Source organism: Sporosarcina sp. GTC18466 (genome assembly GCF_055389225.1).
The window spans coordinates 1,328,943-1,345,414 of record NZ_AP044037.1; the positions used below are offsets into that span (position 1 = coordinate 1,328,943).

13 protein-coding genes, 1 pseudogene and 1 riboswitch are annotated in these 16,472 nt (G+C 51.4%); of the genes and pseudogenes, 3 read left to right on the plus strand and 11 right to left on the minus strand.

The window, feature by feature from the left end; translation table 11 throughout:
• Both ACZ5FK_RS06475 and ACZ5FK_RS06480 read right to left on the minus strand, forming a co-directional pair.
• The gene (locus ACZ5FK_RS06475; RefSeq protein WP_464807083.1) at positions 1-2,997 is read right to left on the minus strand and encodes an ICP22 family protein; all 2,997 of its coding nucleotides are present in this window, start codon (positions 2,995-2,997) and stop codon (positions 1-3) included.
• A gap of 23 nt (positions 2,998-3,020) precedes the next feature.
• Positions 3,021-4,913 carry a hypothetical protein gene (locus ACZ5FK_RS06480; RefSeq protein WP_464807084.1) on the minus strand — a complete coding sequence of 631 codons (1,893 nt, stop codon included), beginning with the start codon at positions 4,911-4,913 and terminating at the stop codon, positions 3,021-3,023.
• 178 nt (positions 4,914-5,091) lie between these two features.
• On the opposite strand from ACZ5FK_RS06480, the gene ACZ5FK_RS06485 reads away from it, so the two are divergent.
• Positions 5,092-5,673 (plus strand): protein-L-isoaspartate(D-aspartate) O-methyltransferase, encoded by a 582-nt coding sequence (locus tag ACZ5FK_RS06485; protein ID WP_464807085.1) that lies wholly within the window; start codon positions 5,092-5,094, stop codon positions 5,671-5,673.
• Positions 5,674-6,493: 820 nt separating this feature from the next.
• Positions 6,494-7,632, plus strand: a protein-coding gene (locus ACZ5FK_RS06490) for an IS3 family transposase (RefSeq protein WP_464805437.1) whose coding sequence is annotated in 2 segments (ribosomal slippage) — positions 6,494-6,719 and positions 6,719-7,632 — 1,140 coding nt in all. Because the reading frame shifts where the segments join, the coding sequence is not laid out codon by codon here.
• A gap of 781 nt (positions 7,633-8,413) precedes the next feature.
• Here the strand turns inward: ACZ5FK_RS06490 and ACZ5FK_RS06495 are convergent.
• The 9 genes and pseudogenes from ACZ5FK_RS06495 to ACZ5FK_RS06535 all read right to left on the minus strand — a co-directional run bounded on the left by ACZ5FK_RS06495 (position 8,414) and on the right by ACZ5FK_RS06535 (position 15,461).
• Positions 8,414-9,163: a 3-oxoacyl-ACP reductase gene (locus ACZ5FK_RS06495; protein ID WP_464807086.1), complete on the minus strand. Its 750-nt coding sequence runs from the start codon at positions 9,161-9,163 to the stop codon at positions 8,414-8,416.
• Between the two features lie 118 nt (positions 9,164-9,281).
• A riboswitch (TPP riboswitch) is annotated at positions 9,282-9,381 on the minus strand.
• Positions 9,382-9,445: 64 nt separating this feature from the next.
• On the minus strand, positions 9,446-9,871 hold the full coding sequence (locus ACZ5FK_RS06500; RefSeq protein ID WP_464807087.1) for a VOC family protein: 426 nt from the start codon (positions 9,869-9,871) through the stop codon (positions 9,446-9,448).
• Positions 9,872-9,900: 29 nt separating this feature from the next.
• Positions 9,901-10,812 carry a nucleoside hydrolase gene (locus ACZ5FK_RS06505; protein WP_464807088.1) on the minus strand — a complete coding sequence of 304 codons (912 nt, stop codon included), beginning with the start codon at positions 10,810-10,812 and terminating at the stop codon, positions 9,901-9,903.
• A 20-nt stretch (positions 10,813-10,832) separates the two neighbouring features.
• On the minus strand, positions 10,833-11,699 hold the full coding sequence (gene rbsK, locus ACZ5FK_RS06510) for a ribokinase (RefSeq protein ID WP_464807385.1): 867 nt from the start codon (positions 11,697-11,699) through the stop codon (positions 10,833-10,835).
• 177 nt (positions 11,700-11,876) lie between these two features.
• Complete coding sequence (locus ACZ5FK_RS06515; RefSeq protein ID WP_464807089.1) at positions 11,877-12,224, minus strand: antibiotic biosynthesis monooxygenase; 348 nt, start codon at positions 12,222-12,224, stop codon at positions 11,877-11,879.
• Positions 12,225-12,238: 14 nt separating this feature from the next.
• Positions 12,239-12,655, minus strand: a complete 417-nt coding sequence (locus ACZ5FK_RS06520; protein ID WP_464807090.1) for an ankyrin repeat domain-containing protein — start codon at positions 12,653-12,655, stop codon at positions 12,239-12,241.
• Positions 12,630-13,451 (minus strand): ABC transporter ATP-binding protein, encoded by an 822-nt coding sequence (locus tag ACZ5FK_RS06525; RefSeq protein WP_464807091.1) that lies wholly within the window; start codon positions 13,449-13,451, stop codon positions 12,630-12,632. The genes ACZ5FK_RS06520 and ACZ5FK_RS06525 overlap by 26 nt, the downstream gene beginning before the upstream one ends.
• Positions 13,438-14,469 (minus strand): annotated as a pseudogene (locus ACZ5FK_RS06530) (FecCD family ABC transporter permease). The gene ACZ5FK_RS06525 and the pseudogene ACZ5FK_RS06530 overlap by 14 nt, the downstream one beginning before the upstream one ends.
• Positions 14,469-15,461: an ABC transporter substrate-binding protein gene (locus tag ACZ5FK_RS06535; protein WP_464807092.1), complete on the minus strand. Its 993-nt coding sequence runs from the start codon at positions 15,459-15,461 to the stop codon at positions 14,469-14,471. Before ACZ5FK_RS06535 ends, ACZ5FK_RS06530 begins: the two are co-directional and overlap by 1 nt.
• Before the next feature lie 797 nt (positions 15,462-16,258).
• Here ACZ5FK_RS06535 and ACZ5FK_RS06540 point away from each other — a divergent pair.
• Positions 16,259-16,408, plus strand: coding sequence for a hypothetical protein (locus tag ACZ5FK_RS06540; RefSeq protein ID WP_464807093.1), 150 nt, complete (start codon positions 16,259-16,261; stop codon positions 16,406-16,408).
• Positions 16,409-16,472: the final 64 nt, after the last annotated feature.

The following is a 16,472-nucleotide window of genomic DNA, read 5'->3' on the forward strand; positions in this document are numbered from 1 at the left end:
TCACTCCCGTGCGTCATTGCGGCGGAAATGGATTCTTCCGCTGGCAGCTAGCAGCAGCACGCCAGCCAGCAGCAGGAGTCCTGCAAGCAAGGCAAGTCGTTTTGCATCCCAGGCGCCGCCTGTTTTTGGCAAGGACGTGCGCAGATCCGGCTCGTTCAGGACCATACTTCCCGGGGCCCCCATGCTGCCGCTTTCCTTCATGCCAGGCAAAGCGCTGCCCGGATTCTGCGTCACTCCAGTAACAGAAGACTGGCCAGGCGTACCTGAATTGCCCTCCATGCCGTCCATGCTGCCAGAAGCCGGTTCATCATCCGTCCCTTCTCCTGGGCCTGTCACAAGCGGTGGCATGCCAGTGTCTTCTTCATCAGTTCCCGGTTCATTTCCTGTCTCACCAGGATCCGGGTTTGCGGTGCCTTCATCTGTACCAGGGGCTGTCCCGCCGTTGTCGGGTGTTGTTGTGCCTTCTCCCGGAGCCGGGGTTTCATTGCCTGGATTTGTCGTGCCTTCTCCTGGATTCGTGCCTTCATCCGGATCTGTCGTGCCTTCCCCTGGATTCGTGCCTTCATCAGGGTCTGTTGTGCCTTCTCCTGGATTTGTGCCTTCATCCGGATCTGTTGTGCCTTCCCCTGGATTTGTGCCTTCGTCAGGGTCTGTTGTGCCTTCCCCTGGATTCGTGCCTTCGTCAGGGTCTGTCGTGTCTTCCCCTGGATTTGTGCCTTCGTCAGGGTCTGTTGTGCCTTCTCCTGGATTTGTGCCTTCGTCAGGGTCTGTTGTGCCTTCTCCTGGATTTGTGCCTTCATCCGGATCGGTTGTGCCTTCGTCTGGATTTGTGCCTTCGTCAGGATCTGTTGTGCCTTCTCCTGGATTTGTGCCTTCATCAGGGTCTGTTGTGCCTTCCCCTGGATTCGTGCCTTCGTCAGGATCAACAGCAGCCGGGATCAGCGTCTGCCATTTTAACAGGTCAATGTTGATGGGACCTAAGAGCGGCAAACCGAGTGTCAGGCCCAGGCCGGTGTTCGTCTGGAGGATGCCTTCGTCTGTCGTCTCCGCCTCTTGTTTCAAAATGCCGAGACCTGTTCCGTCAAGCAATCCGCCCAGCAGGCCGAGGTCGACCAGCGAGGAAGAGGAAGAGACCTCTTCCCCTTCGACCGCCACATGCTTGTCGAGTACGCCGACATGTGTCTTGCCTAAGATCGGCAAGTCTTCTGCGTTCACTTCGGCCAGGCCGCCGTCGTATGTGAATGAATCTTCATCTGCCTGGAACTCGCCTGATGCAACGTTAACATTCACGTCATTCGTCACGGGCGACTTCACGCCGACCGATACGAGAGAATCCTTGGCGGACACGGATTCATCCGTCGCTTCGCCTTTCTTCTCTAGCACCGAGACGTCCAATTCATCGACGACGCCTTCGAGCACGCCTCCGCCGACATGGACGTCAGCGACTGCGGACATGCCGCTTTCGCCTTCGTCGCTAGACGTTTTTTCGCCTGCCAGCACTTTGACAGATGTGTCTTCCAGCAGTTCATTGTCGAGGTCCGCCTGGATCAAACCGCCTGAGACAGACTCACCTTCTTCGCTTACAGATACATGCTTGTCCAGCACTCCGACATGCGTCTCCCCGAGGATCGGCAAGTCTTCCGCGTTCACTTCGGCCAGGCCGCCATCGTATGTGAATGAATCTTCATCTGCCTGGAACTCGCCCGACGCGACATCAACATTCACGCCATTCGTCACGGGCGACTTCACGCCAACTGATATGAGCGAATCCTTGGCGGACACGGATTCGTCCGTCACTTCGCCTTTTTTCTCGAGCACCGAGACGTCCAGTTCATCGACGACGCCTTCGAGCACGCCTCTGCCGACATGGACGTCAGCGACTGCGGACATGCCGCTTGTGCTATCGTCATTCGACGACTTTTCGCCTGCCAGCACTTTGACAGATGTGTCTTCCAGCAGTTCATTGTCGAGATCCGCTTGTACCAAACCGCCTGAGACGGATTCGCCTTCTTCACTTGTAGAAACATGCTTGTCTAGCACGCCGACATGCGTCTCACCGAGGATCGGCAGGTCTTCTGCGTTCACTTCGGCTAGACCCCCGTCATACGTGAATGAATCTTCATCTGCCTGGTACGCGCCTGACGCGATGTCGACATTCACGTCATTCGTCACGGGCGACTTCACGCCGACTGATACGAGGGAATCCTTTGCGGACACGGATTCGTCCGTCGCTTCGCCTTTTTTCTCGAGCACCGAGACGTCCAGTTCATCGACGACGCCTTCGAGTACGCCTCCGCCGACATGGACGTCAGCGACTGCGGACATGCCGCTTTCGCCTTCGTCGCTAGACGACTTTTCACCCGCCAGCACTTTGACGGATGTGTCTTCAAGCAGTTCATTGTCGAGATCCGCTTGTAGCAAACCGCCTGAGACGGATTCGCCTTCTTCACTTACGGATACATGCTTATCGAGCACGCCGACATGCGTCTCGCCTAGCACCGGCAGATCTTCCGCATTCACTTCCACCAAACCACCGTCAAATGATGAGCTTTCTCCATCTTTCTTTTCACTTGATGCTACGTCGATGTTGACATCCTTCGTAATATCGGATTTCACGCCCACTGACACGAGCGACCCTTTGGATGCGGTTTTATCGCTGTCAGTCTTCTCCTTTTTCTCGAGGGCTGTCACAGTCACATCATCCAAGATGCCGCCGCTGACATTCACATTGGCGAGAGAACTCTTCTTCTCGCCATCGTCCCCCTTCTCCGGTTCGGACGGAATCTTCACTTTCACATCGCCGACCACCGGGACATTCTTCAATTCCACGTCAAGCAGGGAGGATTTCCCTTCCTTCTTATTCAGCAGATTGACATCAAGTCCCAGCAGGCCTTTCCCTTTTCCTTCCTCTGCATTCGCGAGTGTTGGGGCAGCCATGATCGCAGTGCACACACCAAGTGACAAGAAACTATGCTTCCAGCTCCATTTATTTTTCATGATTGTTCTCTCCTTTTTTTACTTTATTTGTTGAGTAGTAAAAAAAGGGAGAACGCGGGTGGCTGGCCAGGCGGGGCATGGTCCCATTGCGTGGTCAATTTCGTTTCCTGCAAAGCCCAATACTGCCGCTGCATGAGATCACTCATCATGATCTTGGATAAGATGCCAGGCACGATATCGGAACTGCCGCCTGTCATCGTCATCGCCGAAGAGGCTTGCGCCGATCCGCCCGTCATGACTGCCGGGGATCCGCCATATGTCCCGTCGGTGAAATTCTGCCATGCCGGGAACGATGGAATCGGATTAGTTTCCGCTGCCTGAGCGTCCGGTTCCGCTTTTGCTTTCATGCTGCGCTCGGCTTTCACCGGGACAAGCACATCACCTGCAGCCTGCAGGTTGCCATTCATGAGATTCGCCGGTTCCTCCGTGTACGAAAGGGCATTCATCCGCTCAGCCGTGAGTTCGGTTTCCTCCTGTGCGCCATCTGAATCGCCGCGGGGCACAACCGCGTCGGTATCTATGACGAACGCAGGGATTCCCTCCGAACGGTCCATGGCTGAACCGGGTACTGCCTGCCCATTTGCAGAAGGCGATCCAGTAATCCCCTGCTGGGAATGGGTTTGATCCTTCGCCTGGTCCACTTGCGCAGGAGGCAGGACTTGCGGTTTCGCGCTTGGCACCGCCGCTTCCTCGCCTGCCTGGGTTCCCTCACCAGGTTGATTGTCCGGCTTTACCGGCTTTTGCTGAGGTTTCTCTGCAGGCAGGTTCGGTGTAACACCCGGTTTTTCCGGCTCATCCGCCTGTTCAGCATCCGGCTTTTCAGGCGTCTCCGGATTCCTCGGTTGTTCCGGTTTTCCGATCACAATGCCCGGCAGTTCCTGAACCGTTTCCGCGCCGCCTTCCAGTACGGTTCCGACCGTATCCGTCGTGCTTTCCACAATGGAGCCCGCATTCGTCAATGTGGAATCCAGGAAATCACCGGTATTGGTCACGAGATCACGTACAGGTCTGGCAGCCGGATCTGTCAGGCTGTCCACCGTCTTGGAGGTCAGTGTGACCGTATCCTGAACCGTCTGATTCACCGAATCGACTGTCGTGACGACAAGGTCATCTGCCGAATCGACTGTCTCTTCCAGCGTCTTGCCCAGCCGGTCCGTTACTGGGGTCACGACCGGGATGTCCGGCAATTCGGCTGCCGTTTCATTCACCCCGGACACCGTCTCCCGGACTGTATGTGTCGTGGATTCCACGACTGGCTTGACATTCGTGACCGTCGTATCCACGAATGTCCCGGTCTCTTCAAGCAGATCCACGACCGGCTTGCCTGATGCCGGATCTGTAACCGTCTTGACAGCTGTCGAAGTGAATTCAAGCGTGTCTTGCGCAGTCTTTCCTGCCCCGTCGACCGCCGCCTTCACAGTCTGATCTGCTCCGCCGACTGTCTTTTCAACCGTTTGTACGGCCTTCTCAGCGACCGGCTTCACAACCGGCACATCCGGCAGGCTGCTGACAGTTTCGTTCACGCCGGATACCGCCGTCTTGACTGTACCCGTTGTCGACTCCACGACAGGCGAAACGTTCTCGACCGTCTTCCCGGCAAACTTCCCGGTCCTCTCAAGCAGATCGGATACGGGCTTATCCGACGTCGGACGGACGACGGATTCCACTGTTTCTGTTGTAAAATCCACCGTATCGCGCAGCGTCTGATCGACCGTCCCGACTGTCGTCTCCACAAGGCCGCCGACGGACTCGAGCGTACCTTTGGCCGTCTTTCCGACGCCTTCCAGAAGACCGGTCACAAGACCCTTCGGCCTCTCTTTTTTCGTCTTGCTTTCTACTTCCTCACCGTGTACTAGGGTTGGCACCAGCAATAGGCTCGCACATAAACCGCCGCCAATCGAGAGCAGTTTCTTCACAGTATCACCTCCTCCCTGTACCAAATGGAACTCTAGTAGTCCCTACGTTCTTCCACTACCCGTCCTATTGATGAATAAACTCTAAATATTACGCTTTTGGTTTATCTTTATTAAATAAAGGTATGGAAGTAGTTAGGAATTATTAGAATAGATTGGAGAGTCAGGAGGAGAATTTCTAATGAAGGATCAATCGGAAGCAATCAGAGAGCACTTCATGCAATTGGATCGTTCGTTATTCATGGACGACTTGCAGGAGTTCGCTTACTTGGATGAAGCGATACCGATCGGGCATGAGCAGACGATTTCCCAGCCCTCTCTCGTGCTGGAGATGACACTGGCTCTTGAATTGGATCCAGAAGCGCGCGTATTGGAAATCGGCACAGGGTCCGGCTATCAGACAGCTATGCTGGCACCATTCGTGAAGTCAGTCTATACCGTGGAACGGATTGAACCGCTGGCAACAGCCGCGGAAAAGCGACTGCAAAAGATGCGGCTGGAAAATATCCATTTCAAGCTGGACGACGGAAGCACGGGCTGGAGCGAGCATGCGCCGTTTGACCGGATCATCGTCACCGCCGCGGCTGCTGAACTGCCTGAGGAATTGACGGAGCAACTGGCTGAAGGAGGCATCCTGATCATCCCTGTCGGACCGCCGTCTTTGCAGCAGTTATTGCGTGTGAGGAAAGAGGCGGGCGGAATGCTGTCTAAGGAGGTTCTGGGAGACGTGCGGTTTGTGCCGCTCAAAGGGAAATATGAATAAGGAGCCCCTCTCTGAATGTAAGGGGTTCTGAACACGGGGAGAAAAATAAAATCATACAACGCTCAGGGACGCATCCGCATATAATGGGTGTCCCTGTTTTCATTGATATATCAACGTCTTAAATTGTAATTTAGGTGAATCCATGTAGTTATTAGCTAGGTTATCACAACTCCGATTATAAGCATCTTAATAAGATACCTGAAACTTCTTTTGTGAAAATCTGATTATTTCAAAGGAAACAAATGGTTTTGTGATAAAATAGGGATAGAAGAAGTCGTTTTGTTCAACTTTACGGGCATTATGAGCAGGAAGCTCTAATAATATAATGCAATGTGAGTAAATGAATGATTATTCAAAGTCAATTGGAGTATATAGTGGCGCTTATTACACAACCAATGCCTTTAGCTTCATTTAGCTTCATAGATTCTTTGGTGAAAAATTTTAATAGGAAAGGACGAGATCCATGGACTTTGATCGTAACTTTACAGCGGATATGGTCACTTATACAAGTCTCCTGGCAATCATCCTATTTGTGAGGCTGATCCTATCTAACTTCTTTAAACATGAAGAAGAAAAAAGAGGGATAGCGTTTGTAGGTAGTGACCTGCTATTGCTACTAGTGAATTGCTACTTTGCGTATAAATACTATGAATATTTAGTAGCCAATCTTCATAACAAAATATATTTTCTATGGTTGCTTGCCACAGGACTACTTATTCTTACTATCAAAGATATCTATTCTCTACTTGGAGCTAGTATAGATGTATGGACACAAGTTAGTTAAGTCTCTATCCTAAACAATAGAGAGGACGTGTCCGGAATGAAACAAAAACGTTACAACCACGAATTCAAACAAACAATCGTCGAACTCTACAGAGCTGGCACGCCTGTGAGTGATCTCAACCGCGAATATGGTGTATCTGAAGTGACCATTTACAAATGGATCAAAGCGCACTCCCCAATTGAAAATGGAGACGGTTTGACACCCGCTGAAATTGCGGAGATCCAAAAGGAAAATCTACGCCTCAAGCAGGAGGTAGACATTCTAAAAAAGGCTATGACCATATTCGCGAAAAAGTGACCGACCAAGAGATTATCGACCATATCGAACAGGAGAAAGAAAACCACCCTGTTCAAGTTTTGTGTGACGTGCTAGACATGCCAAGAAGTACGTACTATCAATCATTCCATAAAGTGAAATCCTCGTATGAAACGGAAAACGAGGCGATTTTAGAACGCATAAAAATCATACATGCGGAGAGTAAAGGCCGCTATGGTGCGCCTAAAATTCATCAACTTCTCAAAAAGGAAGGCTACGCTGTCAGCGTAAAGCGTGTCCAGCGCCTTATGAAAACAGAAGGAATTCGATCTGTCATCACGAAGAAATACCGTCCAACTTCATCGGACAGCCAAGTAGAAGAACGCGACAATGTATTAGATCAAGATTTTAAAACGACGACCATCAATGAAAAATGGGTGGCCGATATTACGTATATCCATACACTGAGAGACGGTTGGTGCTACCTGGCCTCTGTATTGGATTTACATACGAAGAAAATTGTAGGTTATTCTTTTTCTAAATCCATGACAACAGAACTCGTCTTACAAGCATTAGCCAACGCAATTGATGTCCAGCAGCCTGAAGAGGGGCTGATCCTTCATACCGATTTAGGCAGCCAATATACGAGCGAGGACTTTCAAAAAGCAGTAAAAGCAGCGAAAATGGAACACTCTTTCAGTCGAAAAGGCTGTCCGTATGACAACGCCTGCATCGAGTCTTTTCATGCCACATTAAAGAAGGAAGAAATCTATCAAACCACTTATCTAGATTTTGAAGCAGCACGAATTGCCCTCTTCCAGTACATTGAATCCTGGTATAACCGGAAACGAATCCATGGGGCAATTGATTACTTGACGCCGCAGCAACTCGAGGATCAGTGCAGACAGGTAGCTGCTTGATCGTTAGATGTCATTAGGACTTCGATTCAACCTACCTACACATTTTTCAGGAACGACATCCATGGACTGTACTTCCTGTATCCAGCGAAAGCTGTCAAGTGCGGGCTTTCACTTGACTGGTTTCGCTGGATACAGGACCATCCATGAATGGATGCCGTTTCTGACAACGACTTAACATTTTTGTGTCCAGGATATTGACATAGATCCAACTCAAGACTAAAAGTGCAATAGATAAAAATAAAGAACTGTAATACACAGGCTATTTGCCCCTTGTTCCATAATAAGGCGCCATTCTGGAGTAGGGAGTGTACATCTTTGGTAAGCGCAAAAATCCCCACCGGCTAGTAGATGGGGATTTCGAGTACACTTATCTCGATTTATTTGGTATACCGCACTCCTGTGGAAGTATATAAACAGTAAATTTTATTGAGAAAGGGATGGGTAAAATGAAGTATTTATTGATTTTGATTTCTCTCGTACTGGCTGTGGTTACATCCAGTTTAAATATTCATACTGACATTACATCTGTTATTTATGGATTGTCAGCGTTAGGTTTAATTTTAGGAGCATATTTCAGTGTTAAAAAGCCGAAAGAAAGCAAAGGATCTTAAAAAGTGGATACTTCAACCATCTGGCGCGATTGTTGAATAGTACATAGCAAGTAAAAACGCACAGACAACACTGTGCGTTTTAACTGCTGTTTATACTGCTAAGTAAAGTAGCCATGCTGATAGTGATACAAGACTTGGAGGAAGACCTCTGTCCGCCTGAAATTACGCGGTCAATTCATGGTCAGGCCGCCATCCACGGTGATGTTCTGACCCGTAATGCCGTCTGCCTGCTCTGAGCAAAGGAAAACGACCGTGCTTGCGACATCTTGAGGCGTCGTCACCTTCTTCAGCGGAGTGGATTGTGCAATCAAGTCGAACACTTCCGGCGTTGTCACGCTGCTGGCATCCGTCGTTTTCAATAGACCGCCCGATACGACGTTCGCTCGGATGCCGTATTGGCCGAGTTCTGCCGCAAGATTACGCGTAAAGCCGATCAACCCTGCTTTCGCAGTCGTGTATTCGTGATACGGCACGACCGGGTTTTGGAACAGGTTGGTGCCAATGCTGATAATACCGCCGCTCTTTCGTTCCATGAATTGCGGAATTACACTTTGCGAGATATTGAATGCCGCTTTCAACGTGCCATCCAGCTGTTTCTGATAATCGTCCCACGACAGATCCTTGAAGGCTTTCTGTTTTGTCGGATCGAATTTAAAGTCTACGAGGGCATTGTTGACGACGACGTCTATGCCGCCGAAATGGTCCGCCGCCTCTGTCATCATCCGGTCCACTTCTTCCCGGTTCGTCACGTCTGCCTGGATGGCAATCGCCTTCCCGTCCGCTTCAGCTGCAAGCTGCTCTGCCGCCTCCCGGCTCTTGTTATAATTGATGACCACTTGAAATCCTTGCTCCACCAATGTCTGCACGATTGTTGCGCCGAGTCCTCTGCTCCCGCCTGTCACTACTACTGTTCTGCTCATCTTGAACACTCCCACTTCTTTAGTTGATCAAACAAAAAAATACGCAGCCTTCCCGTAGGAAAGTTGCGTAAAGTCATTATGTACATATCAAAAACAAGGCATACGCGCCCACATTATATGTATCGAGTTTACACTTTCCTACGCTAGTATGAACTAGTTCAGGTTCAAAGGGTTCGAGTCAAACTCGTCTCAGTTACATAACACCCCTAGTGCATATCATTCAGTTATAGCCCCATCGTATAGTTTCCTGGATGGTAAGTCAAGGTCATGGTTCCTTTCCTTTCAATCAACCCCGCCAGCCTCTGGATAACTGCAAAGCTCCACTAACGTGCCATCCGTGGAAATCGGATTGATATAAATCAGTCTTCTGCCCCTCGCATTGGTCCGCAATGTATCTTCCAGGAAACGCACTCCGTTACTTCTGGCGTCTGCAATCGCTTGATCGAGGTCATCGACTCGGTACGCAATGTGGTGGACCCCTTTTCCCCGCTGCCTGATGAAACGGGCGATCGGAGAGTTCTTATTCGTCGGTTCCAGCAGTTCGATCAGCTGCTCTTCCGTCCTCACGACCGCCACATGCACTTCCACGCCCGGCGCTGTGCTTGTGTACCGGTCCTCCAGCGATCCGTTCAGGACATTCAGATAAAAAGGAAGGGCGTCCTCAATGCTTCTGACAGCAATTCCCGTATGATCGTATACATGTTTCATTCACATTCCTCCCTGGATTTCCGACCCGTCTATAAAACCCGCTCCAGGAAGTGGTGAAGAAATTGCTCCGCCTTGACCTCGGTGCACACTTGGACTTTTGGATTGCCGCTAGATGACGGTACCGTTTTCCCTGTCTCTTCCCCTTCCAGGACAACCGTTACATTCCACTCTTCCGTTTGGACAAAATCCGGATTGATTGCAACGCCCACAGCTAACGGATCATGCAAGGCGCACCCTCCGATGCCCGGTTCGAATGTCTCATAGGCTGCCATATAGAAACGCGTCATGTCCGCAAAAAACCGGGCTTCGTCAGTTCCTTTAGCACGCCAGCTCTCTAAGGCCTCTTCTGGTAAAAGGGTCTTCATCGTTACATCCAGGCCAACTACAGTGACTGGCAGCCCGGAGGAAAAGACAAGCTCAGCCGCTTCCGGATCCGTATGTATATTCGCTTCACTGAACGGCGTGACATTTCCAGGGACGAAAACGGCACCGCCCATCAGGATGATCTCTTTGAAAAGTGGGACGATGGCAGGATCCTTTTGGATGGCTTGCGCAAGATTCGTAAGCGGGCCGACAGGGATCATCGTGATTTCATGCGGACGCTCTTTCACTTGGCGGATGATGAAATCCACCGCGTGTTCTTGCTCCGCTTTTGCTGCAGGAAGTGGAACAAAGCTATTCCCGAGCCCATCTTCTCCGTGAACATGCAGGGGGAAATTCCCTATATCGCGTTTGAGCGGCTTTGCAGCACCCCTATACACAGGCGCCGTCTTCCCTATCTTTTCCAGGACCGCTAGTGTATTGCGTGTCGTATTTTCAACCGAGTTATTCCCGAAGCATGTCGTCAGCCCGATTACATCGAGCTCCGGGGAATGCATGGCATACGCGATCGCCATCGCATCATCAATTCCGGTGTCAACGTCTAGTATGACTGGTTTCATCTTAATTCCTCCGTTTCAAATCAAAGTAATGGATAGGCCTTCAAGAAATCTTCCACTTCTCTTTTCGTCGGCATGCCTGTCTGCGCTCCGAGCTTCGTAACAGAAATGGCTGCGGCCACATTTGCAAATTGGCAGGCTTCCTCCATTGCAAAGCCCTCGCATAACGCATAGGCCAATGCACCATTGAACGTATCCCCCGCTCCTGTAGTGTCGACGACTTCGACTTTGGCAGCGGGTATCGTTACAGAGTCGCCATCTTTGTACAGCATAACCCCTTTGGACCCTTTCGTGACAATGCACTTTTCTTTTATCTTTTCAAGTTGCCCTCCGGGTCCGTCTATTGCCGCGAATAGAAGAGTTTGCTCATGCTCGTTCGGCGTTACATAATCGACCATCTCCAGCAGCTCCATGGGAAGCTCTTGAATCGGCGCAGGATTCAAGATGGCAGGGACGCGATGTTTATGTGCAAGTTCCACGGCCTTGATCACACTCGCAAGCGGAATTTCCAGCTGCAGCAAAAGAATATCACTATTCCTGATCGCCTCTTCATGTTGTTCGACCATCTCCGGAGTGACATAGCTATTCGCGCCAGGTACGACGATGATGCTATTATCCCTGTCGGATAACGTAATCGAAGCGATTCCGGTCGAGCACCCCCGGACTTCCATGATCAAATCCGTGTTAATCCCCTGCGCCTTCAAGTGCTCCACTAACGTTTTTCCAAAAGGGTCATCCCCCACAGCACCGATCATCGTGACAGCTGCACCAAGCCGTGCCGCGGCAACAGCCTGATTCGCGCCTTTCCCGCCAGGTATCGTAAGAAACGAATCACCCGTCACGGTTTCCCCCACTTGCGGGATCCGGCTCGTACTCGTCACTAAATCCATGTTGATGCTGCCGATCACTGTTACTTTGCATGCAGCCAAATCGCTCTCAGCTCCTTCATCCACGTTTCACCCACGGGGGCGGAATGGTTACCCATCAGTATACTGTGTTTGTGGCCCGGATGCATTTTTGCAGTCCAATTAAAAAAACCGGCTCCCGCGGGATACCGGCTGTCCACCTTATTGTTGCACTATTTTCTCTGCAGGAAGATGCTGGACTTTCACGGTGAACGTCGTCAATTCACTTCCGAGGATCGGGCCTTTCCCTTCCGGCTTCTTCGCGCGCTCACCGCCGTGCGCTTTCTCCGATTCACGGCTCTTCAGCCAGTTGTCGAAGAAACTGCGGTCCTCCCAGGTCGTGCACACTTTGAGTTCATCATAATCCGGAGAATTTTCCTTCATCCAGACTTCCATGCGGATGAACCCTTCAAATGTATGGACCGATTTTGCGACAGCAAAGCGGCTTGCCACCTCGTCGCCCTTCCCTTTCTCGATCTGGATCGTGTTCACAGCTGTCATCATTTGCATGTTCATTTCCTCCTTTATAATGCCTGCATCTGCAGACTTTCACTCATATTCTTCAAGAAATCAAGCACCGGCTGCGCCTGCTCGCCCCCGCGTTCTGCATGGCGGATGAGCGGAATGCCGTGCGCTCCCTTCGCATGAACCATCTCCGGGTAACTGTAGATGATGCTTTTGACGATTTCCAGTTCGCCGAGCATAGCGGCAGCGAAAATGTCGATCCAAGCTCCATGTGCAATCAAATACTCTGCAATATCACGGTTCCCAGTATGAGCAGCCGCGCCAAGCCCGCTTTCCCAGTCGTCCCCGCCCCAGTTCATCACCGCGTTGACGAGATCCGGTTCCCTGTTCAGCAACGCCTTCACTTCTTCAAAATTCCCATGTGCCGCTATGACGAATGCGCGCACCAGCTCACTGTCCAATTGTTCTTTCTTCATGCCTTCCTGCCTCACAGCAATCATCCTTCCGTAATTTATTTGGAGTGAAAAAGTACTGCCCGTCTTTCATGAAAATATCCGCATCAATCTCAAAGATCGACCGGAACATGTCCTTACAGAACACGCACTGCGGGATGCCGTCGAACCGGATCTCCCCTTCCTTGAGGACGATGAGCCGGTCGCTGTAGCGCGCTGCCTGGTTGATGTCGTGAAGCACCATGACGACCGTCATTCCTGCGGTTTCATTGAGCGATTTCACCAGCTCCATGACCTCCAGCTGATGCGAGATGTCGAGGTAGGTCGTCGGTTCGTCGAGCAGCAGGATCTTCGGTTGCTGGGCGATCGCCATAGCGATCCAGGCCCGTTGCCGCTCGCCGCCCGACAGTGTATGGATCATCCGGTTGCGGTAGGACGTGAGCTTGGTCACGCCGAGCGCCCATTCGATCATCTCCCGGTCCTCCCCACTCGGTTTGCCGTACGCCTTGCGGTGCGGGTGCCGGCCGAATTCGACGAGTTCGCCGACGGTCAGATCGATTTGGTGGTCCTGCATTTGCGGCAGCATCGCAAGCGTCTGCGCCACTTCCTTTGTTTTCATCTGTTCAATTTGGCGCCCGTCGAGTAGTACCGTGCCGCTGTCAGGGGCGATGAGACGCGAGATGAGACGCAGGAACGTCGATTTTCCAGAGCCATTCGGGCCGATCAAGCTGACGATTTCTCCCTGTTTGATCGTCAGGTCGATACCGGACAGACTGAAGTCCGCCGAATGGCTGTACGCCAGTGATTCAGTTGTCAGCAAATGAATTCCTCCGTTTCTGGATCAGATATAAGAAGAACGGCCCTCCGAGGAATGACAGCAGAATGCCGACGGGCAGCTCGATTGGATTGAATGCGCTGCGGGCGATCGTATCGGCGACAACGACGAGCAGTCCGCCGCCGAGCGCCGAAATCGGAAGCAGATACCGGTAATCGCCGCCGACCATCGTCCGCACGATATGCGGGACGACGAGACCGACGAAACCGATCAGCCCCGAGACGCTGACCGCAATCCCTGCGAGCAGCGTGCTCAGGAGGATGAGGAAGAAACGGCTCCGTTCGACTTTGTGGCCAAGCAGCTTCGCCATCTCGTCGCCGAGACGCAGGATCCGGATATGCGGAATGGCGAACAGCGCGAGGACGAGTGCTGCTAACGCGTAGTAAATGATCATCTAGAACTGCACCCAGCCGACTCCCGCGATGCCGCCCGCAAGCCATGGAAGCACCGCCTGGACCCGGTCACTGTAAAGCAGCATCAGCGCGCTCATGACCGCTCCGATGACCGCATTGATGGCGACACCGACCAGAATGATGCGCACCGGGGACGCGCCCCCCTTCCAGGACATCGCGTAGATGATCAGCGCCGTGACGAGCGCGCCGAGGAAAGCGGCTGCCGGAAGAAGCATGATGTACGCCGGAAACAGGATCATGATTACGGTCGCCGCAAGACCCGCACCCGAAGACACTCCGATAATCCCGGGGTCTGCGAGCGGGTTGCGCATGATCCCCTGCAAAATGGCTCCCGCAGATGCAAGACACATGCCGACAATCAATCCGACAAGCATCCGGGGGACCCGCAGTTCCCAGACAATTCGGCGCTCAAGAGAATCCGCCGATGAAAATATGCCATTCCAAATTTCAGGAAGCGAGAAGGAAACCGCCCCGATCATCAGGCTGGCGAGCGCCGCCACGACGAGCAGCGAACCAGCCGTGATCAGGACGACGAACCGCTTGCGCGCAAGCGGATGTCTGTCCTTCCGCGGCGTTTCAGCAGCTGCGATCATTTCGCCGCGCCCTCTTCCAGGCTCTCTTTCATCACTTTGAATGCATCTACGATTCTCGTTCCCGGGTTCGTTCCGAACAGATCGGACGGGAGGACGACGACACGCCCCTCTTTCACCGCATCAAGGTTTTTCCATGCCGGATTTTTCATCATTTCCTCTTCAAATGCCGCTTTCACCGCTTCCGGCTCCCCGTGCGTGATCAACATGACGACTTCCGGGTTGCGTTCAATGATCTTCTCGACGCTCAGGCTCGCATACTGCGGATATTTATCTTCATTCGGGAAGTCGCTGGCGATATTCTCGCCGCCCGCAAGCTCCAGCAAGTCGCCGGAAAGGGAGTTCGGCAATGCTGCCAGATACGTTCCAGGGGCTCCGTAGACGAGCAGCGCCTTCGCGCCAGTTTTGCTGATGCCTTCCTTCACTGCGGCAAGTTCGCTATCGATCTTGTCATTCAGCGCTTTGGCATCGCTCTCTTTTTGCAGCAGCTGCCCGACTGTCGAAATCGTCTGCTGGATATCGCTTACGCTGTTCGCGGCGGTGTACACCATTTTCGTCCCTTGCCGCTCGAGGTTCGCTTCATGCGCTTTCATGCTCGGCGAAGCGATCATCACGTCGGGATTCACTTCGGCGATCTTTTCAAAATTCGGCTGGTGCGGATTGCCGATCTGCTCGATTGATTCCAGTTCAGCTACAGCAGGGCCGTGCGAAGTCGGACGCCCGACAACTTCTGCGCCAAGCGCCATCAGAATATCCAGGTCTCCCGCACTGAGGGCCGCAAACGTCTCCGGCTGCTCTTCGAACGTCACCACTCGCCCCGTCGCATCTTGCACTTCAATCTTCTCATTCTCAATTACTTCAGCTGCTTGAGAATCTGTCGGTTTCTCCTTCACCGTATCTGCCGCCGCCTTATCTCCTGCCGCATCATTGCCGCAAGCCGCGAGAGCCGCTATCAATGCGGTCATCGCTATGTAAATGAACATCTTCTTCATCTGTCTGTATCCTCCTTTTAGTTGAGAACTCTTCTCATTGACATGAGTATAGATGATAATGAGAATCAGTGTCAATTACAATTTTGAAAGAGAGTGCTAAAGTTCTAGGAGGGAGTTTGGGTGATTGGAGGGAGCTGCGGGTGAATGGCGCAATGGATTGCGGGAGTGGATTGAGTGCGGGTGAGCGTCGAAATGGAGCGAGGGAGTGTCTTATTCTTTTGTGAGCGATGCAAGCTTGTGGGCAAACATTGCAACCTTTCGTATGAATGTACTGAGTCGGCAGCTGAATCTTTCCATGTTTTATGGTGCCGCTCGAGGAACAGTGCAATTTTCCGCGAAAAGAAGCAATACTGGGCGTACTTTAAGCAATCCGGCCGGCAAACGAAGCAACCATCTTCAGTTGGAAGCAACCGCCTGTCAAAACGAAGCAATCGCGTCCAAAAACGAAGCAATCCCCTCTCCAAACGGCAAAAAAAGATGCGGGGAAAGCTCCCGCATGGTGTTGCCTTTTGACGAGCCAAGAGGGTTCGGGTGCAGCGAAATTGTCAACTCCTAAAATTCCTTCCGCTGACGCTCCAGTCAGACATTTACCGTTGACAATTGCCACGTTTATTCTTCTGCAGCAAGTTACACTTTTGGCCGAAGAATAAAAAGGGAGGCAATGGATATCCACTGCTCCCTTCACTTATTTGTCGCAATATTTTTTAAAAAACTATTAAATAACCATTTTTCCTTTTACTTACAAGGAAATTTCAGTAACACTATTACAAAAATATACTACGAAAAAGGAGATGCTTATGAAAAAGAAATTTAAATCTTATTTAAGTGTGATTATGTTGGTCGTTTTGGTATTTGGAACTAATAGCAGTGTCAGTGCAAATGCTCTCTTAAAATCTGACAAGTTAGAGCGTGCATCCATTAATCAAAAGGAAGTATGTAAACGATAAACTAGAATCAACAGATTTCCACAAATAAGAGTAAACGGTTTTCGATAAATAAGATTGAACAGTT

Excerpts from the sequence above, each read along its gene's own strand:
- ACZ5FK_RS06475 (WP_464807083.1), bottom strand. The coding sequence starts at position 2,997 with ATGAAAAATAAATGGAGCTGGAAGCATAGTTTCTTGTCACTTGGTGTG.
- ACZ5FK_RS06485 (WP_464807085.1), top strand. The coding sequence starts at position 5,092 with ATGAAGGATCAATCGGAAGCAATCAGAGAGCACTTCATGCAATTGGAT.
- ACZ5FK_RS06495 (WP_464807086.1), bottom strand. The coding sequence starts at position 9,163 with ATGAGCAGAACAGTAGTAGTGACAGGCGGGAGCAGAGGACTCGGCGCA.
- ACZ5FK_RS06500 (WP_464807087.1), bottom strand. The coding sequence starts at position 9,871 with ATGAAACATGTATACGATCATACGGGAATTGCTGTCAGAAGCATTGAG.
- ACZ5FK_RS06505 (WP_464807088.1), bottom strand. The coding sequence starts at position 10,812 with ATGAAACCAGTCATACTAGACGTTGACACCGGAATTGATGATGCGATG.
- rbsK (WP_464807385.1), bottom strand. The coding sequence starts at position 11,699 with ATGGATTTAGTGACGAGTACGAGCCGGATCCCGCAAGTGGGGGAAACC.
- ACZ5FK_RS06515 (WP_464807089.1), bottom strand. The coding sequence starts at position 12,224 with ATGCAAATGATGACAGCTGTGAACACGATCCAGATCGAGAAAGGGAAG.
- ACZ5FK_RS06520 (WP_464807090.1), bottom strand. The coding sequence starts at position 12,655 with ATGAAGAAAGAACAATTGGACAGTGAGCTGGTGCGCGCATTCGTCATA.
- ACZ5FK_RS06535 (WP_464807092.1), bottom strand. The coding sequence starts at position 15,461 with ATGAAGAAGATGTTCATTTACATAGCGATGACCGCATTGATAGCGGCT.
- ACZ5FK_RS06540 (WP_464807093.1), top strand. The coding sequence starts at position 16,259 with ATGAAAAAGAAATTTAAATCTTATTTAAGTGTGATTATGTTGGTCGTT.